The organism is Pseudomonas sp. NPDC085632 (assembly GCF_044541255.1).
Taxonomy (GTDB): domain Bacteria; phylum Pseudomonadota; class Gammaproteobacteria; order Pseudomonadales; family Pseudomonadaceae; genus Aquipseudomonas.
This window is the reverse complement of the sequence record NZ_JBITSX010000005.1, coordinates 19,141-45,425: the sequence shown is the minus strand read 5'-3', so window position 1 is coordinate 45,425 and position 26,285 is coordinate 19,141. Positions and strand designations below refer to the sequence as shown.

Annotated in this window: 29 protein-coding genes; 17 read left to right on the top strand and 12 right to left on the bottom strand. The window is 59.6% G+C overall.

Annotated features, from left to right (window positions below; all coding sequences use genetic code 11):
* Positions 1–5 precede the first annotated feature (5 nt).
* The gene (locus ACIF4X_RS06310; protein WP_007918596.1) at positions 6–701 is read right to left on the bottom strand and encodes an OmpA family protein; all 696 of its coding nucleotides are present in this window, start codon (positions 699–701) and stop codon (positions 6–8) included.
* A gap of 199 nt (positions 702–900) precedes the next feature.
* Here ACIF4X_RS06310 and ACIF4X_RS06305 point away from each other — a divergent pair, with 199 nt between their 5' ends.
* From ACIF4X_RS06305 to ACIF4X_RS06290, 4 genes are read left to right on the top strand one after another with little or no spacing between them, the layout of a single operon-like run.
* Positions 901–1,398, top strand: a complete 498-nt coding sequence (locus ACIF4X_RS06305) for a DUF6231 family protein (RefSeq protein ID WP_397481413.1) — start codon at positions 901–903, stop codon at positions 1,396–1,398.
* A 4-nt stretch (positions 1,399–1,402) separates the two neighbouring features.
* Entirely contained in the window at positions 1,403–1,879 is a 477-nt protein-coding gene (locus ACIF4X_RS06300) for a YchJ family protein (protein ID WP_397481412.1), read from the top strand.
* A gap of 41 nt (positions 1,880–1,920) precedes the next feature.
* Positions 1,921–2,415 (top strand): LEA type 2 family protein, encoded by a 495-nt coding sequence (locus ACIF4X_RS06295; protein WP_397481411.1) that lies wholly within the window; start codon positions 1,921–1,923, stop codon positions 2,413–2,415.
* On the top strand, positions 2,412–2,621 hold the full coding sequence (locus tag ACIF4X_RS06290) for an SEC-C metal-binding domain-containing protein (protein ID WP_064120819.1): 210 nt from the start codon (positions 2,412–2,414) through the stop codon (positions 2,619–2,621). Before ACIF4X_RS06295 ends, ACIF4X_RS06290 begins: the two co-directional genes overlap by 4 nt.
* Before the next feature lie 217 nt (positions 2,622–2,838).
* Here the strand turns inward: ACIF4X_RS06290 and ACIF4X_RS06285 are convergent, their stop codons facing one another.
* On the bottom strand, positions 2,839–3,396 hold the full coding sequence (locus tag ACIF4X_RS06285; protein WP_397481534.1) for a cysteine hydrolase family protein: 558 nt from the start codon (positions 3,394–3,396) through the stop codon (positions 2,839–2,841).
* Between the two features lie 146 nt (positions 3,397–3,542).
* Here ACIF4X_RS06285 and ACIF4X_RS06280 point away from each other — a divergent pair, with 146 nt between their 5' ends.
* The 11 genes from ACIF4X_RS06280 to pdeM all read left to right on the top strand — a co-directional run bounded on the left by ACIF4X_RS06280 (position 3,543) and on the right by pdeM (position 17,538).
* Positions 3,543–4,187, top strand: coding sequence for a glutathione binding-like protein (locus tag ACIF4X_RS06280; RefSeq protein WP_397481410.1), 645 nt, complete (start codon positions 3,543–3,545; stop codon positions 4,185–4,187).
* Between the two features lie 225 nt (positions 4,188–4,412).
* A complete protein-coding gene (locus ACIF4X_RS06275) occupies positions 4,413–6,863 on the top strand; it encodes a penicillin acylase family protein (RefSeq protein WP_397481409.1) in 2,451 nt (816 codons plus the stop codon).
* A gap of 164 nt (positions 6,864–7,027) precedes the next feature.
* Positions 7,028–8,062, top strand: coding sequence for a ligase-associated DNA damage response exonuclease (locus ACIF4X_RS06270; protein WP_397481408.1), 1,035 nt, complete (start codon positions 7,028–7,030; stop codon positions 8,060–8,062).
* Complete coding sequence (locus tag ACIF4X_RS06265) at positions 8,059–9,747, top strand: ATP-dependent DNA ligase (protein WP_397481407.1); 1,689 nt, start codon at positions 8,059–8,061, stop codon at positions 9,745–9,747. Before ACIF4X_RS06270 ends, ACIF4X_RS06265 begins: the two co-directional genes overlap by 4 nt.
* A 332-nt stretch (positions 9,748–10,079) precedes the next feature.
* Positions 10,080–10,862 (top strand): transporter substrate-binding domain-containing protein, encoded by a 783-nt coding sequence (locus tag ACIF4X_RS06260; RefSeq protein ID WP_008083900.1) that lies wholly within the window; start codon positions 10,080–10,082, stop codon positions 10,860–10,862.
* 56 nt (positions 10,863–10,918) lie between these two features.
* Positions 10,919–11,647 carry an ABC transporter permease gene (locus ACIF4X_RS06255; RefSeq protein ID WP_108225261.1) on the top strand — a complete coding sequence of 243 codons (729 nt, stop codon included), beginning with the start codon at positions 10,919–10,921 and terminating at the stop codon, positions 11,645–11,647.
* Positions 11,644–12,354 (top strand): ABC transporter permease, encoded by a 711-nt coding sequence (locus ACIF4X_RS06250; protein WP_034154960.1) that lies wholly within the window; start codon positions 11,644–11,646, stop codon positions 12,352–12,354. The genes ACIF4X_RS06255 and ACIF4X_RS06250 overlap by 4 nt, the downstream gene beginning before the upstream one ends.
* Before the next feature lie 12 nt (positions 12,355–12,366).
* Entirely contained in the window at positions 12,367–13,485 is a 1,119-nt protein-coding gene (locus ACIF4X_RS06245; RefSeq protein WP_397481406.1) for a succinylglutamate desuccinylase/aspartoacylase family protein, read from the top strand.
* 13 nt (positions 13,486–13,498) lie between these two features.
* On the top strand, positions 13,499–14,263 hold the full coding sequence (locus ACIF4X_RS06240; RefSeq protein ID WP_166220914.1) for an ABC transporter ATP-binding protein: 765 nt from the start codon (positions 13,499–13,501) through the stop codon (positions 14,261–14,263).
* A 132-nt stretch (positions 14,264–14,395) separates the two neighbouring features.
* Entirely contained in the window at positions 14,396–16,885 is a 2,490-nt protein-coding gene (locus ACIF4X_RS06235; protein ID WP_397481405.1) for a ligase-associated DNA damage response DEXH box helicase, read from the top strand.
* The gene (pdeM, locus tag ACIF4X_RS06230; protein ID WP_397481404.1) at positions 16,882–17,538 is read left to right on the top strand and encodes a ligase-associated DNA damage response endonuclease PdeM; all 657 of its coding nucleotides are present in this window, start codon (positions 16,882–16,884) and stop codon (positions 17,536–17,538) included. Before ACIF4X_RS06235 ends, pdeM begins: the two co-directional genes overlap by 4 nt.
* A 46-nt stretch (positions 17,539–17,584) precedes the next feature.
* On the opposite strand, the gene ACIF4X_RS06225 is transcribed toward pdeM, so the two are convergent.
* Both ACIF4X_RS06225 and dcd read right to left on the bottom strand, forming a co-directional pair.
* Entirely contained in the window at positions 17,585–17,794 is a 210-nt protein-coding gene (locus ACIF4X_RS06225) for a hypothetical protein (protein WP_016986417.1), read from the bottom strand.
* Positions 17,795–17,900: 106 nt separating this feature from the next.
* Positions 17,901–18,467, bottom strand: coding sequence for a dCTP deaminase (dcd, locus tag ACIF4X_RS06220; protein ID WP_008083888.1), 567 nt, complete (start codon positions 18,465–18,467; stop codon positions 17,901–17,903).
* A gap of 354 nt (positions 18,468–18,821) precedes the next feature.
* Between dcd and ACIF4X_RS06215 the strand changes: the two genes are divergently transcribed.
* Positions 18,822–19,034, top strand: coding sequence for a cold-shock protein (locus ACIF4X_RS06215; RefSeq protein ID WP_003179963.1), 213 nt, complete (start codon positions 18,822–18,824; stop codon positions 19,032–19,034).
* Between the two features lie 72 nt (positions 19,035–19,106).
* On the opposite strand, the gene ACIF4X_RS06210 is transcribed toward ACIF4X_RS06215, so the two are convergent.
* Together ACIF4X_RS06210 and ACIF4X_RS06205 are read right to left on the bottom strand one after the other, a co-directional pair.
* Positions 19,107–19,424 (bottom strand): I78 family peptidase inhibitor, encoded by a 318-nt coding sequence (locus ACIF4X_RS06210; RefSeq protein WP_397481403.1) that lies wholly within the window; start codon positions 19,422–19,424, stop codon positions 19,107–19,109.
* Positions 19,425–19,593: 169 nt separating this feature from the next.
* Complete coding sequence (locus tag ACIF4X_RS06205) at positions 19,594–19,899, bottom strand: hypothetical protein (RefSeq protein ID WP_397481402.1); 306 nt, start codon at positions 19,897–19,899, stop codon at positions 19,594–19,596.
* A 131-nt stretch (positions 19,900–20,030) separates the two neighbouring features.
* Here ACIF4X_RS06205 and ACIF4X_RS06200 point away from each other — a divergent pair, with 131 nt between their 5' ends.
* On the top strand, positions 20,031–20,243 hold the full coding sequence (locus ACIF4X_RS06200) for a hypothetical protein (protein WP_397481401.1): 213 nt from the start codon (positions 20,031–20,033) through the stop codon (positions 20,241–20,243).
* Between the two features lie 33 nt (positions 20,244–20,276).
* Here ACIF4X_RS06200 and ACIF4X_RS06195 read toward each other — a convergent pair whose 3' ends face one another.
* Genes ACIF4X_RS06195 through ACIF4X_RS06170 form a run of 6 tightly spaced genes read right to left on the bottom strand, consistent with a single transcriptional unit; the run spans position 20,277 to position 26,230 of the window.
* A complete protein-coding gene (locus ACIF4X_RS06195; protein ID WP_093432149.1) occupies positions 20,277–21,305 on the bottom strand; it encodes a nucleoside hydrolase in 1,029 nt (342 codons plus the stop codon).
* 31 nt (positions 21,306–21,336) lie between these two features.
* Complete coding sequence (gene rbsD, locus ACIF4X_RS06190; protein ID WP_397481400.1) at positions 21,337–21,741, bottom strand: D-ribose pyranase; 405 nt, start codon at positions 21,739–21,741, stop codon at positions 21,337–21,339.
* A complete protein-coding gene (rbsK, locus tag ACIF4X_RS06185; RefSeq protein WP_397481399.1) occupies positions 21,738–22,655 on the bottom strand; it encodes a ribokinase in 918 nt (305 codons plus the stop codon). The genes rbsD and rbsK overlap by 4 nt, the downstream gene beginning before the upstream one ends.
* A 24-nt stretch (positions 22,656–22,679) precedes the next feature.
* A complete protein-coding gene (locus tag ACIF4X_RS06180; protein ID WP_397481398.1) occupies positions 22,680–23,699 on the bottom strand; it encodes a LacI family DNA-binding transcriptional regulator in 1,020 nt (339 codons plus the stop codon).
* 3 nt (positions 23,700–23,702) lie between these two features.
* Positions 23,703–24,680, bottom strand: coding sequence for an ABC transporter permease (locus tag ACIF4X_RS06175; RefSeq protein ID WP_397481397.1), 978 nt, complete (start codon positions 24,678–24,680; stop codon positions 23,703–23,705).
* Positions 24,677–26,230, bottom strand: coding sequence for a sugar ABC transporter ATP-binding protein (locus ACIF4X_RS06170; RefSeq protein WP_397481396.1), 1,554 nt, complete (start codon positions 26,228–26,230; stop codon positions 24,677–24,679). Before ACIF4X_RS06170 ends, ACIF4X_RS06175 begins: the two co-directional genes overlap by 4 nt.
* Positions 26,231–26,285: the final 55 nt, after the last annotated feature.

Below are 26,285 nucleotides of genomic sequence, written 5' to 3'. Positions count from 1 at the left end.
GGGGCTTAACGCTGGATTTTGATTTCGGTACGACGGTTTTGCGCGCGACCGTCAGCCGTTTTGTTGTCGGCCACAGGCTGGCTTTCACCCAGACCGGACACCGAAACGAAACTGGCGCGCGGCACACCCTGTTGAATCAGGTAGTCCACCACCGAGTGCGCACGACGATCCGACAGTTTTTTGTTGTAGGCATCGCTGCCCACGCTGTCGGTATGACCGGTCACGGTCAGTTGTGCCGTCGAGGATTCCTGTTTCAGGCGCGTGGCGACTTTGTCGAGAACCTGTTTATCAGGGCCGGTCAAAGTGGCTTTATCGAACTGGAAGTGCACATCACGGATGACAATGGTTTCTTCCTTGACCACTACAGCTTCTTCAACCACGGGTGCAGGCGCTGGTGGCGGGCAACCGTCAGCATCGACCTGTACGCCTTTAGGCGTGCCCGGGCACTTGTCGCGACTGTCCGGCACACCGTCGCCGTCTTCGTCGCCATCACCGTGAACCCAGCAATAGGCCGCTGCCGTGCCACCGACCAGCAACGCACCGTAGCCGGCCCATGCCGAACTTTCCGTCGCGCCGAGACCGGCACCGACAACACCACCGACCGCCGCACAGGTCGGCCAGTCGGTTTTCTGTAAACCTGCACAACCAGTCAACACACTGGTTAGCAGAATCAAAGGTAATGCTGTCCGAACTATGCTCATCTGGTTTTCTCCTGAGGGATCGGCTTAGAACCGATTCAGGGAGTAAAGACCGGAGTTTTAATCTCCGCCAGCAATAGGCCACCGCTGTTTGCGAGCGTGTTCACAGGACTTCGGCACATTTGCCGCAAACAGGCGAAACAGGGCGCTTTGCCGCCACCGTCAGGCAGGCTAGTCTTGGCGGTCTGATTGAGGAGCTTCGATGAACGTCGCCATTTCTTCCCGCACGCCGCAACAGGCGTTGGCCGCTTTGCTGGATCGCTACGCCCCGGCGCGTCTGCTGCTGATTGGCGCCAGTGAGTTCCCGGCCTTGAGCGCTTTTAAACAGGCGCATCCCGACACCACCGTGGCCCACGCCGCGCCGGGCGCATTGCCCGCCGAACTGGCGGCTCAGCGTTTTGATCTGGCGCTGGTGGTCGATTGTCTGGAACATTTGCCCAAACGCGATGGCCTGAACCTGTTGGGCGGGATTCGCAATCTCAACGCCAGCCGCATCGCCGTGCTGGCAGACCTGTCGGCCAGCGGCTGGCAGGAAACCGATTTCTATTCTTTGGCACTGCAAGCCAGTGAACGCTTTCAACGCGACGATCAAGTGCTGACCCTGTTCACCTACGATCTGCTTGACTATAAACAAGTCCCCGACTGGCTTAATTCACGGTTCTGGGCCAATCCGGAAAACTTCGGGAAATATTGGTGGTAATGCAATGAGTACAGCCATTTGCCCTTGCGGCAGCGGCAATCTGCTGGATGCCTGCTGCGGTCACTATCACAATGGCCACCCTGCGCCGTGTGCCGAAGCGCTGATGCGATCGCGCTACAGCGCCTACGTATTGGGCCTGATTGACTATCTGGTGGCGACCACCCTGCCTGCTCAGCAAGCGGGATTGAATCGTCAATCGATCAGCGACTGGAGCGCGCAGAGCACCTGGCTCGGCCTTGAGGTCGAGAGTTCGGAAGTGTTTGGCGGCCAGCCGGAACACGCCTTCGTCACCTTCACCGCACGCTGGCATGACGATCAGGGCGAGCACAGCCACCGCGAGCGCTCTTCGTTCGTACAGAACGCCGGGCGCTGGTACTTCATTGATCCGACGGTGCAATTAAAGCTGGGTCGCAATGACAGTTGCCCGTGCGCCAGTGGACAGAAGTTCAAGAAGTGCTGTGCGGGGTATTTCGGCGCTTAAAGGACGTGGCGACTAGACTGGAGCGCAAAGGGAGTTAGACGATGCTCGGTCAACGCGACGCACTGCGATTGTTACTACTGACGCTGATCCTGAACCTCGGCGGCTGCGCGTCGTGGTTCAGCGATGAGAGCGTCGACCCGGCCGTGCATCTGGTGAAAGTCGAAGTGGTGCGCGCCAAACTGCTCGAACAGAAATTCATCCTGCACTTTCGCATCGACAACCCCAACGACAGCGACCTGACTGTGCGCGGCCTCGAATACCGCATTCATCTGGCCGATATGCTCCTGGCCGAAGGCGAGCATGAACACTGGTTCACCGTCGGGCCCAAGCGCAGCGCCTATTTCAAAGTGCCGATCCGCACCAACCTCTGGCCGAAGGTAAAAGACGTGGTGAAAATGCTGAAAAGTCCCAACCAGCAGATTCCTTATCGACTGCAGGGCGAAATGGAAACCGGTTTATTCATCGCCCACTACGTGCACCTTGAGCGCAATGGCGTGATAATCCCCGCCGATTTAATTCCGGAGCAACACCGATGACCCAGCAACCTCATGTCCATGGCCCTGACTGCAACCACGATCATGACCACGACCATCATCACGAGCATGACCACGGCCATGTTCACGGCCCGAACTGCGGCCATGCCCACCAGGAACCGGTGCGCAACGCCCTGAAAGACGTCGGCCGCAACGACCCTTGCCCATGTGGCAACGGCAAGAAATTCAAGAAGTGCCACGGCGCTTGATGCCCGGGGGCGAAGACCTTCTTCGCCTGACCTGCTGCTTCGCGAGCAGGCTCGCTCCCACCGTTGATCTGCACTGAACACATTTTTTGTGGACATCCGCAGGCCCTGTGGGAGCTGGCTTGCCAGCGATGAGGCCGACACATTCAACATTGATGTCGCCTGTTACTTCGCCATCGCTGCGATGCCGCGTTCCGACAAGTCAGCTCCCACAGGTTTATCAGTCGGATGCCAAAATCAGGGCAGCACTGACCACCGTCGCATACTCCCCCTGCAAATTCCCCAGCGACATCGCGTGCACCTCTTCCGCCGTGCGCAACGTGCCGAAATAATCGGCCTTGTCGAAGGTGAAGCACGCATCCTCCGCCACCCGGGTATCGAACCCAAGATTGCCCGCCGTACGGGCTGTCGATTCCACTGAGTTATTCGTCGCCACACCGACAATGATCAGTTGCCCGATCCCCGCCTCACGCAATCGCGCCTCTAACCCGGTAGCACAAAACGCATCCGGCACCTGCTTCTGAATCAGCCATTCGCCATCCTGCGGCAAAAACCTCTCCTGAAACTCCACCCCTGCCTGCTCCGGCCAAAATACCGATTCCGGCTCACGCGACAGGTGCTGCACATGCACCACCGGCCTCACGCTACGCCGCCAAAGCCCCAGCAGATCAACAATTCGCTGTTCAGCCTGAGGATTATTCCTTCGGCCCAAACGCGGCTGCAGGATGCCTTTTTGCTGGTCGATAATGATCAGTGCAGCGTTGGCCTGAAGCTCCATGGCGATTTTTCTCATGCGGGATCATTGAATTCTGCGCAGTTCAGCATCACCTCTTCCTACTAAGCAAGCTATCGAACGCACACGGGACGACCTGACGCCGGCGTTTGCTGTCCGCACGCACGTCCATTCCTGCTTTGGAGTTTTCCATGATCGACCTGTATTACTGGACCACCCCCAACGGCCACAAGATCTCCCTGTTCCTTGAAGAAGCCGGCCTGCCGTACAACGTCCATCCGATCAACATCAGCCTGGGTGAGCAGTTTCAGCAGCACTTTCTGAAAATCGCGCCGAACAACCGTATCCCGGCCATCGTCGACCATGAACCGGCCGATGGCGGCGAGCCGCTGTCGCTGTTCGAATCCGGGGCGATTCTTTTGTATCTGGCGGAGAAGACCGGGACGTTTCTGCCCAAAGACCTGCGCGGTCGGCAAACGGCGCTGCAATGGTTGTTCTGGCAGATGGGCGGATTGGGTCCGATGGCCGGGCAGAACCATCATTTCAGCCAGTTCGCACCGGAAAAAATCCCCTATGCGATCAAGCGCTACATTGATGAGACGGCGCGGTTGTATGGCGTATTGAACAAACAACTGGCCGATAACGAATTCGTCGCCGGCAGCGAATACAGCATTGCCGACATGGCGATTTATCCGTGGATCGTCTCGCACAAGTGGCAGAGCCAGAACCTTGAGGACTTCCCGCATGTGCAGCGCTGGTTCAACCACATCAAGGATCGCCAGGCGACAGTGAAGGCCTACGCGCTGGTACAGAAAATCAATCCACCGAAGGCCTGAACCGCCCTGATTCTGATCGTTCCCACGCTCTGCGTGGGAATGCAGCCCGGGACGCTCTGCGTCCCTTCAAAGCCGAACGCAGAGCGTCCGTTGAGGCATTCCTTTGCTGCGCGGGGGAACGATCGTCGAGAACTGAAGAAATAACTCTGTCGCCCGCTTGCGCGGCCACCTCCTGCTCACTAACGTAGCGCCTTTACTGACGCTACCCCCCGCAGGAGCTTTGCCATGGCCTCGCCAGCCCTCACACATTTTCTTCCCCGGTTCGGCGTTGCCGCAGCAGTGGCCGGTGTTTTGGGCCTGTCCGGTTGCCAGACCTGGAACGCTCAGGACACCCTCCCACCGACCTCCGGCGTGCAACCGCTCAAGGGTCTGGCGCAGAACGTGTCGGTACGTCGCAATGCCATGGGCATGCCGTTGATCGAAAGCAACACCTTCCACGACGCACTGTTCAGCCTCGGCTACGTCCACGCCAGTGATCGCATCAACCAGATGGTCACCCTGCGCCTGTTGGCTCAGGGCCGTCTGGCGGAGATGTCCGGCGCCTCGATGCTCGATGCCGACCGCTACATGCGCGCGGTCAATCTGAAGAAAAGCGCCGCTGAGCTGTACAAGGCCTCATCGCCACGCCTCAAGCGGTTCTTCGAAGTCTACGCACGGGGCGTCAACGCCTACCTGTTCCGCTACGCCGACAAGTTGCCGGGCGACCTCGCCTCCAGCGGCTACAAGCCTGAGTACTGGAAGCCGGAAGATTCGGCGCTGATTTTCGCCCTGCTGAATTTCAGCCAGTCGGCCAACCTGCCGGAAGAAATTGAATCCTTGGTGCTCGCGCAAACCGTGACCACCGACAAACTGGCGTGGCTGACGCCGTCGGCGCCTGACGAAAACCTGCCACTGGGCGAAGTCGACAAGCTGCAAGGCCTTAAGCTCAACGGGCAGATTCCCGGCCTGACCGAACTGAGTAACGCCAGCCAGCAACTCTCGGCACTCAACCTGCTGGGCACGACGTCTTCGAACAACTGGGCAATCGCCCCGCAACGCAGCCGCAGTGGCAAGAGCCTGCTGGCCAGCGACGCCCATGGGCCGCTGGCCGCGCCATCGTTGTGGAGCTTCGTGCAGATTCGCGCGCCGAAATATCAGGCGGCGGGCGTGACCGTTGCCGGTTTGCCGCTGGTCCTCGGTGGCTTTAACGGCAAAGTCGCGTGGAGCATGACTAGCGTGCTCGGCGACAACCAGGACCTGTTCCTGGAAAAAATCCGTCGCCAGGGCAGCAGTTTGACCTACGAGGTCAACGGCAAATGGCAGCCACTGGGCGTGCGCAACGAAACCTACTTCGTCAAAGGCCAGCGACCGGTTCGCGAAGCGGTGTACGAAACCCGTCACGGTGCGCTGCTCAACAGCGCTCAGGCTGCCGCGCAGGGCAATGGTTTCGGCGTAGCGTTGCAGACGCCGAGCTTCACCGACGACAAGTCGCTGGATGCTTTTTTTGACCTGACCCGCGCGCAAACCGTAGAACGAGCGTCGGACGCCAGCCGGGAAATCCGCGCCATCGCCCTGAATCTGGTGTTCGCCGATGCGAGCAACATTGGCTGGCAAGTCACCGGGCGCTTCCCCAACCGTCGAGAAGGCGAAGGTTTGCTGCCATCGCCGGGCTGGGAAGGTCGTTACGACTGGGACGGTTACGCCGACCCGATGCTGCATCCGTACGATCAGGATCCGGCACAAGGCTGGCTCGGCACCGCCAACCAGCGCGTGATTCCTCACGGTTACGGCATGCAACTGTCGAACTCGTGGGCGGCGCCGGAGCGTGGCGAGCGTCTGGCGGAACTGGCCGGCAGCGGCAAGCACGACAGCCGCAGCGTGATCGCCATGCAATACGACCAGACCACCACCTTCGCCGCCAAACTGAAAAAAGTCTTCGAAGCACCGGGCATGAAACAACCGCTGAAACAGGCGATCGATGCCTTGCCGGAAGCGGATCGCAGCAAGGCGCGCGAGGCGTTCACGCGGTTGATGGCATTCGACGGCAAGCTCAGTCCGACCTCGGCGGATGCGGCGATTTACGAACTGTTCCTGCAAGAAAGCATGAAGCAGATCTTTCTCGACGAACTCGGCCCGGAATCGAGCGCGGCGTGGAAAGCGTTTATTGCCAATGGTGATTTGTCCTACGCGGCGCAGGCTGACCATCTATTGGGACGTGAGGACAGTCCGTTCTGGGATGACATCCGCACGCCACAGAAAGAAGACAAAGCCGTGATTCTCGCGCGCAGCCTCGCTGCAGCGATCAGCGCGGGCGACAGTCAGTTGGGCGGCGATCACCGCGCCTGGCAGTGGGGCAAATTGCACAGCTACGCCTGGAAGAACAGCAATGGCCAAGCCGTGCGCGGACCCTTGGCAGCGGGTGGCGATCACACCACACTGAATACTTCGGCGTTCGCCTGGGGTCAGGACTTCACTACCACCCGCGCGCCGTCGATGCGCTTCATTGTCGACTTCGGCCAGGCCGAACCGCTGATGGGGCAGAACGGTACGGGGCAATCGGGGAATCCGGTCAGTCCGAATTACCTCAATGGCATCGATGCGTGGCTGAAGGGGCAGTACATCGGCTTGCCGATGCAGCCGCAGAACTTTGATCGGGTGTATGGCAAAACACGTTTGACCCTGACGCCGGGCAAGTAACAGCAAGATCAAAAGATCGCAGCCTGCGGCAGCTCCTACACCGATCAATGTAGGAGCTGCCGCAGGCTGCGATCTTTTGCTTTTTACCCCCGCGAAAAAGTCGATAGAACTTCAAGCCCAGCGCCAGCCTCATAGCTAACAAGCCCCCCATTTCTGGTAACAACATGGACCTTGTTATCGCCCGCCCCGAAGGTCTCTATTGCCCTGCCGGGGATTTCTACATTGACCCGTGGCGCCCCGTCGAGCGCTCGGTCATTACCCATGCCCACGGCGATCACGCCCGCACCGGTAACCAGCATTATCTGGCCAGCAGCGCCAGCGAAGGAATTCTGCGCGCGCGACTGGGTCAGGACATCAACCTGCAAACCCTTGCCTACGGCCAGCGCCTGACCCACCACGGCGTCACCTTGAGTTTTCATCCCGCCGGCCACGTCCTCGGTTCGGCCCAGGTGCGCCTCGAATATGGCGGAGAAGTCTGGGTCGCGTCGGGGGATTACAAGATTGAACCAGACGGCACCTGCGCCCCGTTCGAACCGGTGCGTTGCCACACCTTCATCACCGAATCGACCTTCGGCCTGCCGATCTATCGCTGGCAGCCACAGGCGCAGGTGTTCAGCGAGATCAACCAGTGGTGGGCCGCCAACATCGCGGCCGGCAAGGCCAGCGTGTTGTTCTGTTACTCGTTCGGCAAGGCCCAGCGAATTCTCCACGGCATCGACGCAAGCCTCGGTCCGATCCTCAGCCACGGGGCGGTCGAGCCGCTGAACCGGGTCTACCGCGAGGCCGGGGTGTATCTGCCGCCGACGATCTACGCGGGTGACGTGAAGAAAAGCGACCCGATCATGCGTCAGGCTCTGGTCATCGCCCCGCCCTCGGCGGGAGGCAGCAGCTGGATGCGCCGCTTCGGCGAGTTCAGCGACGCGTTCGCCAGCGGCTGGATGCGTTTGCGCGGCACCCGCCGGCGGCGTGGCGTCGATCGCGGTTTCGTCCTCTCCGATCACGCCGACTGGCCTGGCCTGCTGTGGGCCATCGAGCAGACCGGCGCGGAACGCGTGATGGTCACCCACGGCTCGATCGGCGTGCTCGTGCGGCATCTGCGCGAACAGGGTCTGGATGCCCAGGGTTTCAACACTGAATACGGCGATGACGAAGAAGAAAACATCGCTACCGAACCGACTATCGCCGAGATGCCCGCATGAAAGCATTCGCCGAGTTGTACGCTGAACTCGACGCGACCACGTCAAGCAACGCCAAACTGGCGGCAATGCAGACCTACTTCGCCCAGGCTGAACCGCATGACGCCGCGTGGGCGGTGTACTTCCTGTCCGGTGGCCGACCCCGGCAACTGGTCCCGGTAAGAATACTGCGCGAACTGGCTGTAGAGATTTCAGGCCTGGAGCCGTGGTTGTTCGAGGAAAGCTATCAAGCAGTCGGCGACCTCGCGGAAACCATTTCGCTGGTGCTCGCGGAAAACCCGCACAGCTCCAACGCCGGCCTCGCCGAATGGATCGAAGACAAACTGCTGCCGCTGCGCGGTGAGACCCCGGAGTTCCTGAGCCGACAACTGCCCACCCTATGGGCGCAACTGGATCGGTCGAGCCTGATGCTGTGCATCAAATTGATCACCGGCAGTTTCCGCGTCGGCGTCTCGAAATTGCTGGTTACCCGCGCTCTGGCGTCGATGGCCGGACTGGACAGCAAACGCGTGGCGCAGCGTCTGGTCGGCTACACCGATCTGTCCAATCGGCCGAGCGCAGCCAGCTACCTGAAACTGATCGCCCCAGAATCCAGCGATGAGCATGCCCAGCGTGGCGGCCAGCCCTACCCGTTTTTCCTCGCCCATGCCTTGTCGCCACCGGTGGAAGAGTTCGAAACGCTGATCGGCCCGGCGAGCGATTGGCAGGTGGAATGGAAATGGGATGGCATCCGCGCGCAAGTGGTCAAGCGTGAGGGGAGGCTGTGGATCTGGTCGCGGGGCGAGGAACTGGTGACCGAGCGTTTTCCCGAATTGGAAGTGCTGGTACACGGCTTGCCCGACGGCACCGTGATCGATGGCGAAATCGTCGTGTGGAAAAGCACCCATCCCACCACCGAAGATGCCTTCGACCCGCAATCGAACGAACCGCCTGCGGTACAACCGTTCGCCCTGCTGCAACAACGCATCGGCCGCAAGACCCTCGACAAGAAAATCCTCGAAGACGTGCCGGTGGTGGTGCTCGCTTACGATTTGCTCGAATGGCAAGGCGAAGACTGGCGCAACCAGCCGCAGGCCAAACGCCGCGCGCAACTGGAAGAGGTCATCGCCCGTTGCAACAGCCCGGTGCTGCTGCCCTCACCGGTGCTGACCGGCAGCGACTGGTTCGACCTCGCCCGCCAGCGCGAAGCCTCTCGACGCCTGGGTGTTGAAGGCATGATGCTCAAGGCGCGGGATTCGCTGTACGGGGTTGGCCGCACCAAGGACATGGGCGTGTGGTGGAAATGGAAGGTTGATCCGTTCAGTGTCGATGCCGTGTTGATTTACGCCCAGCGCGGTCATGGTCGGCGGGCCAGTCTGTACAGCGATTACACCTTTGCCGTGTGGGACGGCCCGCCCGAGTCCAGCCAACGCGCGCTGGTGCCGTTTGCCAAGGCGTATTCGGGGCTGACCGATGCGGAAATGCGTCAGGTCGACAGCATTGTGCGCAAGACCACCGTGGAGAAATTCGGCCCGGTGAGCAGTGTGAAGCCGAGCCTGGTGTTTGAGCTGGGATTCGAAGGTATTGCCCTGTCGCGGCGACACAAAAGCGGGATTGCCGTGCGTTTTCCCCGGATGCTGCGCTGGCGTCAGGATAAAACCGTGGATGAAGCGGATAGCCTCGCCACCCTGCAAGACCTGCTGGCCTGACCCCTTTTCCGGGGACAACACACGATTGATCGTTCCCACGCTCTGCGTGGGAATGCCTCAACGGACGCTCCGCGTTCGGCTTTGGAGGGGACGCGGAGCATCCCGGCTGCATTCCCACGCAGAGCATGGGAACGATCCGCCACAAATCAGTGCACGCTTTCTGCGATGCCCATTTCCGGGCATTCAATCGCCCTCATCCCTCCCCGCCCAACCTTTTAAAACACTTGTTCGGGACTCTGGTTCGGAAATTGCTACTTTCTATAGGTCGTACGCGTTCCAGTAACAATAATTCTGCGCCACAAGCGCTCATATTGGTTCTTAGGGATTGAATAATGAAAAAAGCATTGCTGACCCTTTCTGCACTGGCGTTGTGCATGGCCGCTGGCTCCGCGCTGGCCAAGGAATACAAAGAGCTGCGCTTTGGCGTTGACCCTTCGTACGCACCGTTCGAGTCGAAAGCGGCCGACGGCAGCCTGGTGGGCTTCGACATCGACCTGGGCAACGCGATCTGCGCCGAACTGAAGGTCAAGTGCAAGTGGGTCGAAAGTGACTTCGACGGCATGATTCCGGGCCTCAAGGCCAATAAATTCGACGGTGTGATCTCGTCGATGACCGTGACCCCGGCCCGCGAGAAAGTCATCGACTTCTCCAGCGAGCTGTTCTCCGGCCCGACTGCCTACGTGTCGAAAAAAGGCTCCGGCATTACCGCCGATGTCGCTTCGCTGAAGGGCAAAACCGTCGGCTACGAGCAAGGCACCATTCAGGAAGCCTACGCCAAAGCCGTGCTGGACAAGGCTGGCGTGAAAACCCAGGCCTATCAGAACCAGGATCAGGTGTACTCCGACCTGACCTCCGGCCGTCTCGATGCTGGTATCCAGGACATGCTGCAAGCCGAACTGGGCTTTTTGAAGTCGCCACAGGGCGCCGACTATGACGTCAGCAAGCCGGTCGACAACGAATTGCTGCCGGCCAAGACCGCTGTCGGTATTAAGAAAGGTAACACTGAGCTGAAGGCGCTTTTAGATAAAGGTATCAAAGCGTTACACGATGACGGCAAATACGCCGAGATTCAAAAGAAACACTTTGGCGATCTGAATCTGTACAGCGGCAAATAATGCCCCGGCGCCCATCCTCGATGGGCGCCTTTTCCATCCGCTCAGGTTGCTGATTTATGTTCGAAAACCTCTTACAAAATCTGGGGCTCTCTGCCTTCAGCCTCAAGGGTTTTGGCCCTTTGCTGTTGGAAGGCACCTGGATGACCATCAAATTATCAGCGTTGTCGCTGCTGGTGGCCGTGTTGCTCGGTCTGCTCGGCGCCAGTGCCAAACTGTCAAAAATCAAACTGGTGCGCCTGCCCGCCCAGCTCTACACCACGCTGATTCGCGGGGTGCCGGACCTGGTGCTGATGTTGCTGATTTTCTACAGCCTGCAAACCTGGCTGACGACGCTGACCGATTACATGGAATGGGAATACATCGAAATCGACCCGTTCAGCGCCGGGGTGCTGACCCTGGGCTTCATTTATGGCGCGTATTTCACCGAGACTTTCCGTGGCGCGATCCTCGCGGTTCCGCGCGGTCAGGTCGAAGCTGCCACGGCCTACGGCCTTAAACGCGGCCAGCGCTTTCGCTTCGTGGTGTTTCCGCAAATGATGCGCTTCGCCCTGCCGGGCATTGGTAACAACTGGATGGTGATGCTCAAGGCCACCGCGCTGGTGTCGATCATCGGCCTCGCCGACCTGGTCAAAGCCGCGCAGGACGCCGGTAAAAGCACCTATCAACTGTTCTACTTCCTGGTCCTCGCCGCATTGATTTATCTGCTGATCACCAGTGCCTCGAACTTCATCCTGCGCTGGCTCGAACGCCGTTATGCCGCCGGTTCCCGGGAGGCCGTACGATGATCGAACTCTTGCAGGAATACTGGCGCGCCTTCCTTTATACCGACGGCCAGAACATCACCGGGCTGGCGATGACGATGTGGTTGCTCAGCGCCTCGATCTTCATCGGGTTCCTGGTGTCGATTCCGCTGTCGATTGCGCGCGTCTCGCCGCACTTCTACATTCGCTGGCCAGTGCAGTTCTACACCTACCTGTTCCGTGGCACGCCGTTGTATATCCAGTTGCTGATCTGCTACACCGGGATCTACAGCCTGGCTGCCGTGCGTGCGCAGCCGTTGCTCGACAGTTTCTTTCGCGATGCGATGAACTGCACGATCCTCGCCTTCGCCCTCAACACCTGCGCCTACACCACGGAGATTTTCGCCGGGGCAATCCGTAGCATGAACCACGGCGAAGTCGAAGCGGCCAAGGCCTACGGGCTGACAGGCTGGAAGCTGTATGCCTACGTGATCATGCCGTCGGCGCTGCGCCGTTCGTTGCCGTATTACAGCAACGAAGTGATCCTGATGCTGCACTCGACCACCGTGGCTTTTACCGCGACCATTCCCGACATCCTGAAAGTCGCGCGGGACGCCAACTCGGCGACCTTCCTGACCTTTCAATCATTCGGCATTGCCGCGCTGATCTACCTGACCATTACCTTTGCGCTGGTCGGCCTGTTCCGCCTTGCCGAACGCCGATGGCTGGCCTTCCTCGGCCCGACTCACTAGGACACCTTTTCAATGCGCCACCAGATACATGACTTGCTGGCCCCGCTGCCGGGGACTGCACGACAGATCCACAGCTTCCACTTCGGCCCGGAACAGGCCAAGGGCAAGGTTTACATTCAGTCCTCGCTGCACGCCGATGAACTGCCCGGCATGCTCGTCGCCTGGCACCTCAAGCAGCGTCTCGCCGAGCTGGAAGCCGCCGGCCGCCTGCGCAGCGAAATCGTGCTGGTGCCGGTGGCCAACCCGGTCGGCCTCGAACAAGTGCTGATGGACGTGCCGCTGGGCCGTTACGAACTGGAGAGCGGACAAAACTTCAACCGCTGGTTTGTCGACCTCAGCGAGGAAATCGGCAATGCCATCGAGGGCAAGCTGAATGACGATCCGCAGCACAACCTCGAACTGATCCGCAGCCTTTTGCGCGACGCACTCGCCCGCCAGACCGCCAGCACCCAACTGCAATCCCAGCGCCTGACCCTGCAACGGCTGGCCTGTGATGCCGATATGGTGCTGGACTTGCACTGCGACTTCGAATCGGTGGTTCACCTCTACACCACGCCCGAAGCGTGGCCGCAGGTTGAGCCGCTGGCGCGCTACATCGAAGCTCAGGCGAGCCTGCTGGCCACCGATTCCGGCGGCCAGTCGTTCGACGAATGCTTCACGCTGCTGTGGTGGCAATTGAAAGAGCGCTTCGGCGAACACTTCGAGATTCCGCTGGGCAGTTTCTCGGTGACCGTCGAGTTGCGCGGCCAGGGTGACGTCACCCATCCGCTGGCCAGCCGCGATTGCCAGGCGCTGATCGACTATCTGATCCAGTCCGACGCGATCGTCGGCGAGACCAAACCGCAGCCGCCACTGCCCTATCCCGCTACGCCACTGGCGGGCGTGGAACCGGTAACCACGCCAGTCGGCGGTCTGCTGGTGTACACGGCGGTGGCCGGCCAATACCTGGAAGCCGGGCAACAGATCGCCGAAATCATCGACCCGATCCACGACCGGATTACCCCCATTCATTGCACCGCTGCCGGCCTGTTGTACGCCCGCTCGCTGCGCCGCATGGCCACTGCCGGCATGGTCATCGCCCACGTCGCGGGCGCTGAAGCCTATCGCAGCGGCTACCTACTTTCGCCTTGAGGATGTCTGTCCCATGTACAAACTGACCGTTGAAGGCCTGCATAAAAGCTATGGCGACCATCAGGTGCTCAAAGGCGTTTCGCTCAAGGCCAGGACCGGCGACGTGATCAGCCTGATCGGCGCCAGTGGCTCGGGCAAAAGTACCTTTTTGCGCTGCATCAACTTTCTCGAACAACCCAACGACGGCGCCATGAGCCTCGACGGCCAGGCGATCCGCATGGTCACCGACCGCCACGGCATGCACGTCGCCGACGCCGATGAACTGCAACGCTTGCGCACGCGCCTGGCGATGGTGTTCCAGCATTTCAACCTGTGGAGCCACATGACCGTGCTGGAAAACATCACCATGGCCCCGCGCCGGGTGCTGGGTTGCAGCAAACAGGAGGCTGACGATCGCGCGCGGCGTTATCTGGACAAGGTCGGTCTGCCGGCGCGGGTGGCGGATCAGTACCCGGCGTTTTTGTCGGGCGGCCAGCAACAGCGCGTGGCGATTGCCCGGGCGTTGGCGATGGAGCCGGAAGTGATGCTGTTCGATGAACCGACCTCGGCGCTCGACCCGGAACTGGTGGGTGAAGTGTTGAAGGTGATTCAAGGGCTGGCCGAGGAAGGCCGGACCATGATCATGGTGACCCATGAGATGAGCTTCGCCCGAAAAGTCTCCAGCCAGGTGTTGTTCCTGCATCAAGGTCTGGTGGAAGAAGAAGGTGCGCCCGAGGATGTGCTCGGCAACCCGAAAAGCGAACGTCTGAAGCAATTTCTCAGCGGTAACCTGAAATAACGCCGCACACAATCCCCCTGTGGGAGCGAGCCTGCTCGCTCCCACATTCGTTTTTCATAGTCTACAAAAATCAAACTTGTCCGCTTGTGCCGTGGTCTTTGGAAGAACCCCTCCAGAGCGCGCGCAGCCCGCATGGCGAAATCCCCCGACCACGCAAAAACCTGGTTCAGCGCCCGCAACTGGAAGCCGTTCGCCTTTCAGAAAGAGGTGTGGGCGGCGGTGAAAAACGGCGAATCCGGTCTACTCCACGCCAGCACGGGCGCCGGTAAAACCTATGCGGTCTGGTTCGCAGCACTCAATCGCTTCGCTCGATCGCAGCCTTCCGTCGAAACACCGCGCAAACGCAAACGACCCGCCGAACCGCTGACCGTCCTGTGGATCACCCCCATGCGCGCCCTCGCCGCCGACACCGCGCGCGCCTTGCAGGCGCCGGTCGATGATTTGCAGATCCCGTGGAGCATCGGCCTGCGCACCGGTGACACCAGCAGCAGCGAACGCGCCCGGCAGAGCCGACGCCTGCCGACCACACTGATTACCACGCCGGAAAGCCTGACGCTGCTGCTCGCCCGCGCTGATGCGCAGGTGGCGCTGGCGAGTCTGCGCATGATCGTCGTCGATGAATGGCACGAGTTGCTCGGTAACAAGCGCGGCGTACAACTGCAACTGGCCCTCGCCCGCCTGCGGCATTGGCAGCCCGAGCTGATCGTCTGGGGCGTGTCCGCCACTCTCGGTAATCAATTCCACGCCGAACAGGTGCTGATCCCACAGGGCGGCGGCATCAGTATTCAGGGGCAGAGTGAAAAATCGCTGAAGGTCGACACCCTCCTCCCACCGTCCATCGAACGTTTTCCGTGGGCCGGGCACATCGGTCTGAAGATGTTGCCGCAGGTCGTTGCTGAACTGGAGGCCTGCGCCAGCACCCTGGTGTTCACCAACACCCGGGCACAGTCGGAAATCTGGTATCAGGCGCTACTGGAGGCTCGGCCGGACTGGGCCGGGTTGATCGCCTTGCATCACAGCTCACTGTCTCGCGAAACCCGCGACTGGGTGGAGCAAGCCCTGAAGAGCGGGCAACTGAAAGCCGTGGTCTGCACTTCGAGCCTGGATCTGGGCGTGGATTTCCTGCCGGTCGAACGCGTGCTGCAAATCGGCTCGGCCAAAGGCATCGCGCGGTTGATGCAACGGGCCGGACGCTCTGGCCACGCACCAGGGCGAACCTCGCGGGTAACGTTGGTGCCAACGCACAGCCTTGAGCTGATCGAAGCCGCCGCCGCCCGCGATGCCGTTGAGCAACGGCGCATCGAACCACGTCGGTCACCGCACAAACCGCTGGACGTGCTGGTGCAGCATTTGGTCAGCATGGCCCTCGGCGGCGGGTTTATTCCTGAGGAGTTGTACGAAGAAGTCCGTGGCGCCTGGGCTTATCGTGACCTGTCACCCGCCGATTGGGCGTGGGCGCTGGCTTTCGTACGCCATGGCGGGATGTCTCTGACAGCCTATCCGGATTACCGCCGGGTAGAACCCGACGAGCACGGCGTCTGGCGCGTACCGGATGCACGATTGGCGCGGCGCCATCGCATGAGCATCGGCACCATCGTCAGCGACGCGAGCATCCATCTGAAATTCTGGAGCAAGGGTGGCGGTGGCAAGCAGTTGGGCAGTGTCGAAGAAGGCTTTATCGCGCGGCTCAAACCCGGTGATGGTTTTCTCTTCGCCGGGCGTTTGCTGGAGTTGGTGCGAGTGGAAAACATGACCGCTTACGTCAAACGCAGCACTGCGAAGAAAGCCGCCGTACCGCGCTGGAATGGCGGGCGGATGCCACTTTCCAACGAATTGGCCGAAGCCGTGGTAAGGCGCTTCAGTGCGGCGGCGCAGGGCGAGTTTGTCGGCCCGGAAATGCAGGCGTTGCGACCGTTGCTGGAAACCCAGATGCGCTGGTCTGGGTTGCCCACGACAGAAAACCTGTTAGCCGAAGTGCTGAAGTCCCGCGAGGGCTGGCACCTTTTCCTCTATCCGTTTGCCGGGCGCCAAGTGCATCTGGGGCTGGCGAGCCTGCTGGCATGGCGCGTCAGTCAACGGCAACCGGTGACGTTTTCCATCGCAGTGAACGATTACGGCCTGGAATTGCTCAGCGCTACGCCGATCGACTGGGCCGAGTATTTGAATACCGCTCTGTTCAATGCCGATGATTTATTGGAGGACGTTCTGGCCAGTTTGAATGCCGGCGAACTGGCCCTGCGCCGTTTCCGTGAAATTGCCCGGATTGCCGGGCTGGTCTTCGCCGGTTACCCCGGTGCACCGAAAAGTACCCGGCAAGTCCAGGCTTCCAGCGGTTTGTTTTTCGAAGTGTTCAAACAATACGATGCCGACAATCTGTTGCTGGCCCAGGCCGGGGAAGAAGTCCTACGAGAGGAACTGGATATTCAGCGTCTGGAGCAGACATTGGACCGGATCAATCAGATGAAACTGGACGTGCATCAGGTTAAACGTCCTACACCGCTGGGCTTCCCGCTGCTGGTGGAGCGCATGCGCGAAAGCATGAGCTCGGAGAAACTCGCTGATCGCATCAGGCGGATGGTCGATGATCTGGAGAAATCTGCCGACAAGAGCAAATACCGATGAGCGCGCCCTACCCTGTACGTCTCGCCGGTGAGGACCTCTGGCTGCTCCCGGAAAAAGCGTTGTACTGGCCGGCGCAACAGGCATTGCTGATTGCCGATGTGCATTTCGGCAAGGCCGCCGCTTACCGCAGCCTTGGCCAACCGGTCCCGCAAGGCACCACGGCGAGCAATATTGCAGTGATTGACCGATTGTTGGCGAAACTGCCATGCCGGCAACTGATTTTTCTTGGCGATTTCCTGCACGGACCCGGCTCGCATGCCGTGGGGACTTTGCGTGCACTGGCCGAATGGCGTGGGCGTCATGTTGACCTGCCGATGACGCTGATCCGGGGCAACCACGACAAACGCGCCGGTGATCCGCCTGAGTCGCTGAATATCCGGGTGGTGCCGGAACCGCTGCTGCTCGGGCCATTCGCCTTGCAACATGAACCGGACCCGCATCCTGAAAGACATGTCGTGGCAGGCCATGTACATCCGGTCTATCGGCTACATGGCAAGGGTCGGCAGAGCTTGCGCCTGGCGTGTTTCAGGCTTGGCGAACGCATCAGCCTGCTGCCGGCATTCGGCGCATTTACCGGTGGGTACGCGGTGGAGCGGGAACAGAGCTGTAGGATTTTCGTCATCGGCGATAACGAAATATGGCCAGTCAATTGAAGTCTTTACAGACCTCATCTGACTGGCCATTTATTTTCAATGCAGATCAGGCAACCGGAGCCGGTGGCGGCTCGTCCGGTAACGTCGGTTCGCCCGGCTCGGTCGGTTGTTCGTTGGGGGTATCGGGATCGGGTTGACCGGGAATTCCACCGGCCATGTTCAGCGGCGGATGCGCCAACAAGGACCAGGCCAATACGCCAATCTGATTGGGCTCGAGCCTTGCCAGTTCGGCAGTGATTTGCGGATCGATCTTCATAGGGCACTCCTCGACGAAGGCCCGTTTTGCCGAAAGCAAAACGGGCAGTACACCCCATAGAGTGTCTGCCCGCCAAAGAATTCCCGCGATCTGTCGGATGGACCGATCAGGTGCGCGGCAAGGTCACGCCACGCTGGCCCTGGTACTTGCCACCGCGATCCTTGTAGGAAACTTCACATTCCTCGTCGGATTCAAGGAAGAGCATCTGCGCCACGCCTTCGTTGGCGTAAATTTTCGCCGGCAGGTTGGTGGTGTTGGAGAATTCCAGCGTCACGTGGCCTTCCCACTCAGGCTCGAGCGGCGTGACGTTAACGATAATGCCGCAACGCGCGTAGGTGCTTTTACCCAGGCAGATGGTCAATACATTGCGCGGAATGCGGAAGTATTCGACGGTGCTGGCCAGCGCGAAGGAGTTCGGCGGAATGATGCAGACGTCGCTATGGACGTCGACGAAGCTGCCCGGGTCGAAGTTTTTCGGGTCGACGATGGACGAGTTGATGTTGGTGAACACCTTGAAGTGGTTGGTGCAACGTACGTCGTAGCCGTAGCTCGACACACCGTAGGAGATCACTCGGCTGTCATCGCTGCCGCGCACCTGACGCTCGACGAACGGCTCGATCATGCCCTGTTCCTGCGCCATGCGGCGAATCCACTTGTCCGATTTGATGCTCATGGCGGGGTGTCCTGAATAGCGAGGTGGAAAAATTCTGTCCGGCATCTTACCGGGCGCGTCGCCGGGTTCAAAGTGCGGGCTGCAATTCTCGCCGATCCCCCATGATTTACTGGCTCTGGCGACGAACCGTCACACCGCCGATCCCTAAATCAGAGAAACCTTCACAAGAAGCATTGGCACGTCCCGGAAAAAGGGTTAAGGTGGCGCCACTGTGCTGCTTGTGTCACTGAGAATCTCTACACGATATGTTGAATTTCGATCCAACCATCTACAAGAATTTTTCCTGCTCTTTGCACTCAGTCTCGGCCAGGGTTCTTCCTGCGTCGCAGTTATCTTTGTTCAAGGAGTTACACCATGTCTAATCGCCAAACCGGTACCGTTAAGTGGTTCAACGATGAAAAAGGCTTCGGCTTCATCACTCCTCAAGGTGGCGGTGACGACCTGTTCGTACACTTCAAAGCTATCGAATCCGACGGTTTCAAAAGCCTGAAAGAAGGCCAGACCGTCTCTTTCGTGGCTGAGAAAGGCCAAAAGGGTATGCAAGCTGCACAGGTTCGCCCAGAGTAATTTCTGCGCGCACTAAAAAAACCCCGTCCATGTGACGGGGTTTTTTATGTCTGCAACAAAAGCCTTCGCTAATCAGCCGCAGCTGACACGAGTGATCACCAGGTTGTTGTCGGTGTTCAGATTCAAGCGATCGGAGCGGTACTCGAGCGTGATCATGTCGTCCGGCTTGAGGAAGCGGGCATTCTGCGCCCCGGCTTTGTTGCGCGCCTGCTCCAGAAGCTCCGGCGAAGCTTTCTTGCCGATGGCGAACTGCGCCGCCGATGCTTCACAGCGGCTATGACCGGCCTCGGTCGCCGCAGATTCCTTTGCCGACTCGCTGGAGGTCGTGCTGCAACCGGCCAACATCACAGCGGCCATAAGTGCACCCAGTGTCGCGAACTTCAAAGGCATGAAGCCTCCTTGTTTTCAAAATGGTTAAGCTGAGATCGTGCGACCGCCGTTCCTGCGTTTGGTTTCACAGCCAAGGCCATCACCCTGCCCCACGATCAGAAAAACGCCGAGTGTGCCTGAGCGGCACGCATCACTTCAGCAATCAATCGTGACTGAATATTAACGGCGCTCAGTAAACGTCGATGTAGTCATACGGCGGATTCGGCCAGTTGTCCTTCAGCGCGTTGAAAATCTGCATCACCCACACCTCATCACTGGCCGCGACATTGCCCACGTACCCTGAACCCTTGGCCCAGGTTTCCAGGCGAAACAGCAAACCGTCGATATCCTGCCCACCGGTGACACCGGAAGAAATGTAAGCGATACCGCCCTTGGTCACGCGCAGCTGTGTGTGATCGTCATCGCTGGCCGAAGCGAGCAACTGGCGCACGGCGTCGAGCGTGAGTCCGTCACGGGTGTTCAAATCGATCTGCACAACACGATCCTTGGAAAGCTTTAAAAGACCAAGTGTCGCATAGCGCTCCGCTCATGCCTAAGTCGCAGTGCCAAACGCCCGACAAAATGGTTAACTCACTCTCGTACATTCCCGACTTTTCGAGCGCACTCATGAGCACCGTAAGCATCACCGCCGACATCAAAGTCCTGTGGCCGAAGGGGCACAGCTCATATAGTCCGGGCAGTTCGGAGGAGCTGGCGTTGATCAGCATCGACCTGCTGGTCAAGACGATGGGAACACAGGGCGCACAAACGTTTATCGCTCAAGTGTTCGAGCGGTATCAGCACGACCACAAGGTCACACAGGATACCGAGAGAGAATAAAAACCCGCAGATTGGCACCTGCGGGTTTCAGCCTTACTTCAAGCGTTTCAGGCGCTCGGTCAACAAGTCAAAGAAGCCTTGCGCGTCGCCATTTTCCACCCAGAACGCATTTTTAGGCGCCTTCAGGCCATCGTACCAATCGACGATGGTCTGACCGAAAGTCGGCCCTTCACGGCTATCCACCACGACATTCACCGAACGACCGGTGAACAGCTCCGGCTTGAGCAGATAAGCCACAACGGTAGCATCATGCACCGGGCCACCCGGAATACCGTAATGTTCCATGTCGCCTTTGATGTACTCGTTGAGGATGTCGCCGACAATCTTGCTCGCGTTATTGTTCAGTGCTGCGATCTGTTTCAGGCGAGCGTCACTGGTGAGAATCTTGTGGGTCACGTCCAGTGGCAGGTAGGTCAGTTTCACGCCGCTTTTCAGGACCACTTCTGCCGCTTGCGGGTCAGCAAACAGGTTGAATTCTGCCACCGGAGTGATGTTGCCTCCGTTGAAGTGCGCACCGCCCATGATCACCACTTCCTTGATGCCCTGAACAATTTCTGGCTCCTGGATCAGCGCCAGCGCCAGGTTGGTCTGCGGACCGAGCATGGCGATCGTGATGCTGTGCGGCTTGGCTTTTTTCAGCGTATCGATCAGGTAGTTGACGGCATTACCTTCAGCCAGCCCTTTTTTCGGTTCGTGCACGGTGACACCCGACAGGCCTTCCTTGCCATGGATGTTCTCGGCGTAGATCGGCGTGCGCATCAGCGGCTTCGGCGCACCGGCGTAAACCGGTACATCTTCGCGCCCAGCCCACTCGCGAGCCAGGCGCGCGTTACGCGAAGTCTTGTCGAGGCGCACATTGCCGGCCACAGTGGTCAGCGCGCGAATGTTGAGTTCGTCCGGCGAGGCCAGGGCGAACAGCAAAGCGACCACGTCATCGGCACCCGGGTCGGTGTCGATAATCAGGTCGATTTTCTCCGCCGCCTGAGCGCCGGTGGCAGTTATTACGGACAAAAGCAGCAGGCTCCGGATGAATTGATGCAGTTTCTGAGCATAGCGTTGCATGGCGCATTCCTTGTGCATGTGGAATCGAAAATCAGAACGTAACCCCGGCGACCAGAACGATGTTGCAGTACGGTTGGCATTCACCGGTACGAACAATCGCCCGAGCCTGTCGGCTGAGAACTTTGAATTGCTCGTGACTGAGCAGATCGCGACGGCCCAGAGCGCCCTCTTCATTCAACTCATCCAGCGCAATCAGCGCGGTCGGTTGCTTGTCGAAGATTTCTTTGGCCAGTGCATGGCTTTCCACCTGCATCTCGCTGAGCACGACTTTCAGGGTGCTGATGAAATCCGGGACACCATGGGTCAGCGCCAGATCAATCAACTCGACACCCGGCGGCACCGGCAACCCGGCGTCACCAATGACGACCATGTCGCCGTGCCCCAAAGATGCAATCAGTCGTGACAGGGCAACATTGAGCAGAGGAGTCTTTTTCATGCGGGTTTAAAGGCCTTTACGTCGGACAGGGTTGGAATGGAAGGCTGAGCACCGGCGCGTGTTACCGACAGCGCAGCGGCGATCTGACCAAAGCGAATCGCCTCGGCTTCGGATTTGCCATTGGCCAACGCGGCAGCAAAGCCACCAACGAAGGTGTCCCCTGCCGCCGTGGTGTCGACAGCCTTCACCTTCGGCGCCGGGAAATGCTCAAAACTTTGGCCATTGGCGAACAGCGACCCTTGCGCACCGAGAGTAATGATGACTTTGCCCGCCCCCATATCAACCAGATGGCTGGCTGCACTTTCGGCGGATTCCAGCGAGTCCACCGGCAATCCGCTCAAAGCGCTCGCTTCGCTCTCGTTGGGAATCAGGTAATCGATTGCGGCAAACCAGTCTGCCGGCAGCGGGCGACTGGCCGGCGCCGGATTGAGGATAACGATTTTACCCAGTGCGCGCGCACGCCTGAGCGCATGCCCCACCGTGGCATCGGGAATTTCGAGCTGGCAGATGATCACCTCTGCGGCTTGCAGAACTGCATCGAAACGGTCTATCACTGCGGGGGTCATTGCGCCATTGGCGCCGGCGACGATGACAATGGCGTTCTGACTGTTGTCATCGACCACGATCAGCGCCACGCCACTGGAGTCATCGACGGTGCTCACTGCCTGGCAATCGATCTGCTCGGCCAACAAGGCGTTGCGTAATTGCACGCCATAGTCGTCATTGCCAACACAACCGACCATCGCGACCTGCGCACCCAGACGCGCTGCCGCCACCGCCTGATTGGCACCCTTGCCGCCGGAAACCGTGGCAAACGAATGACCGATCAGCGTTTCACCGCCTACGGGCAGCCGCGGCGCCCGGGTCACCAGATCCATGTTCAGGCTGCCTATTACCACTACATTTGCTGGCATACATCATTACTCGTCAATTCGGTTTCAGCGATATTCGGTGAACACGCCGGACAACGGTGCGGTCGATTCGCGCAAAACAATACTCGGGGTCACGATCCGTTGATCGGTGCCCAGATTCGGCGTAGCAATCCTTCGCAGCAGCACCTCGGCCGCCATCTCACCCAGTTGCAGGATCGATTGCCCCACCGTGGTGAGTGCCGGATACACGTAACGACTCATCTGGATATCGTCGAAACCGATCACCGACAACTCGCTCGGCACGCGAACATTGCGCTCTGCCGCGGCACGCAACACGCCGATACCGATCATGTCGTTACCGGCGAAGATCGCGCTCGGCGGATTGTTTGCCAAGAGCGTCGCCGCCGCGTTGTAACCACCGGTACTGGTGAAATCACTTTCCAGCATGCGCTCCGGGCGGACTTCAATGCCCGCCTCTTTCAGTGCTCGGCAATATCCGGCCAGACGCATCTGCGCCACACTGGTACTGACCGGGCCGCCGATGGTGGCAATGTCGCGGTGACCCAACTCCAGCAAGTGCCGGGTTGCCAGGTAAGCGCCATATTCGTGGTCGATGCGCACAAGATCCGCATCGACACCGTCCAGACCACGGTCGACGATGACCATCGGCGTTTTCACGCCCGCCAGCCCCTGCGCCAGACCGCTGTCACCGCCAGCGGAAGCGACGATCAAACCGTCGATGCGCTTCTCCAGCAACACACGCAAATAGCTGCGCTGCTTTTCGGGATTGTCGTCGGAGTTACAGAGGATCACGCAGTAGCCGTTACGCTCGCAATAATCCTCGATGCCCCGCGCCAATTCCGCAAAGTACGGGTTGAGACTGTTCGGCACCAGCAGGCCAATGGTTGCAGTGGTCTTGGCCTTCAGCGAGCGCGCTACCGCACTCGGCACATAGTCGAGGCTCTTGATCGCCGCCTCGACTTTCAGCCGCACTTCCTGACTGACCGGCCGGGTGTTGTTCACCACATGCGACACCGTCGTGTAGGAAATCCCCGCGAGGGCTGCCACGTCCTTGATCGTTGCCATGTCTTAGCCCCGGCGACTGGCGCGCTGACTGCGATAAGTGTCGAGCACCACCGCGATCACGATGACGGCGCCAGTGATGATTCGTTTAGTCGGCTCGGTCGCACCGATCTGCGCCAGACCCGCCGCCAGTACCGAGATAATCAACACACCAAAGAACGTACTGATCACCGAACCGCGCCCGCCCATCAGACTGGTGCCGCCAATGACCACAGCCGCGATCACTTGCAACTCCAGCCCGGAACCGGCATTCGGGTCAGCGGCTTCCAGACGGGAAATCTGAAACAGCGCGGCGATACCGGCCAGCAGGCCCATCAGGCTGAAAACCAGAATCTTGTAAGGTTTTGGATTGATCCCTGCGAGTCGCACCGCTTCTTCGTTGGTGCCGATGCCGATCAGGTAGCGACCGAACACGGTCCGGGTCAGCACGGCCTGGGCAATGATGATCACCAGCAAGGCAATAATGAACGATGGCGAAATGCCAAACGCGATCGGATTCGACAGCCAGGCGAACGAATCACCGATGTACGCGGTGCGCGATCCGGTCATCTGATACGCCAGACCCCGAGCCATTTCCAGCACACCCAGGGAGACGATGAACGATGGAATCCGCCACGCCACCGTGATCGAACCGGTGACTGTGCCAGCCAGTGCCGCCACTGCCATGCCGAGCAACGCCGACGGCAATACGCTCCAGCCCCAACCGAGCATGGCGACGCTGACCGTCGAAGCGGCGAGCGCCAGCACCGAACCTACCGAAAGGTCGATGCCGCCGATGATCAACACGAAGGTCATGCCGACCGCCAGCACCATCAGATCAGGAATCTGGTTGGCCAGCGTACTGAAGGTGTTATAGGACAGAAAGTGGCTGCTCAAGACCGAGAACAGCGCAATCATCGCCAGCAAGGCACCGGCCAGGCCCAGATAAGTGCCCAAGCCATAGAAGTTGCCACCACGTTTGCCGGCAGGAGATGCAGTTTTCATGGGAGATCCCTAGGCGCCGCTTCATTGAGCAGCGCATCACGTTTTTGGTAGCCGGCGAACGCGGCGGCAAGCAAGTCATCCTGGGTCCAGCTGTCGCGCTCGAAGGTGTCGATCAACCGCCCTGCCGACAGCACGCCGATCCGGTCGCAGATCAGCATCAGCTCACGCAGGTCACTGGACACCACCACCAGCGCTTTGCCCTGGCGCGTCAGTTCGCCGAGCAGGGCATAAATGTCGAACTTGGCGCCGACATCGATGCCACGGGTCGGTTCGTCGAACAGCAGCACCGAACAATCACGTTCCAGCCAGCGGCCAATCACGACCTTCTGCTGGTTGCCACCGGACAGCTCGGAGACCAATTGTGTCGGGCTCGAACTGCGGATACGCATGGCGTCGATCTGACGCTGCGCCAAAGCGATTTCGTCGCCGTTGTTGACGACCCCACCACTGGAAATTTCCGGCATGTTGCCGAGCGCAATATTGGCACTGATCGATTGACTGAGCAGAAGGCCCTCACCTTTGCGGTCTTCGGTGATCAGCGCGATGCCATTGCGCACCGCATCGACTGGCGAGCGCACACTGACCACTTTGGCTGGCGAGCCGAGGGCGATGGTGCCGCTGTCAGCGGTGTCTGCACCGAATATCAAACGCAGTAATTCCGTGCGCCCTGCCCCGATCAGTCCGGAAATTCCGAAGATCTCGCCGGCACGCACTTCGAATGAAACGTCTCGCACTTTGTCGGAGCGGGTCAGGCCATTGATCGTCAGCGCCGGGGCACCAATCTTGCGCGGGCCCATGTCGATATGCTCACCCAACTCGCGACCGACCATCAGCGTCACCAGTTGCTCGCTGTTGTAATTGGCCATCGGCTCGACGCAGACCAGATTGCCGTCACGCAGTACGGCAATGCGCTGCGCCACTCGGGCAAGCTCTTCGAGGCGGTGGGAAATGTAGATGATCGAGACGCCGCGTGCCTGCAACCGAGTGATCTGCTCAAAGAGCATTTCGACTTCACGTGCAGTCAACATCGCGGTCGGCTCATCGAGAATCAGCACATGGCAATCGCCAATCAGGTTGCGGGCGATTTCGACCATTTGCTGGTGGCCGATACCCAACTCGCCGACCAGCGTATCCGGATCAATCGCGTCGAGGCCGACTTGCGCCATGGCTTCGATAGCAGCCTTGCGCAATTGCTTGCGGCTGATCCAGCCGCCGTTGCTTGGCAGATTGTCGAGAAACAGGTTTTCCGCGACCGACAGTGTCGGCAACAGATTGAGTTCTTGCATGACCATACGCACGCCGAGGTCTTCAGCCTGGGTGCGACTGCCCGGTCGATAGTCCTTGCCATTGAATTGCATCTGTCCGGTGGTCGGAGTGACCAGTCCGCCGATTATTTTCGACAGGGTACTTTTGCCTGCACCATTCTCGCCGGTCAGCGCCAGCACTTCACCGCGCATCAGCGTCAGATCGATGCCGCTGAGCACCGGCTGCGCATAGGTCTTACCGATACCGCTGACCGAGAGGACAGCGTTCGGGGCGGAAACTGACATAAAAACTCTCCATGCGCTCGCCCGGACGGACGAGCGCCGTTGTGTCGCCAGAAGA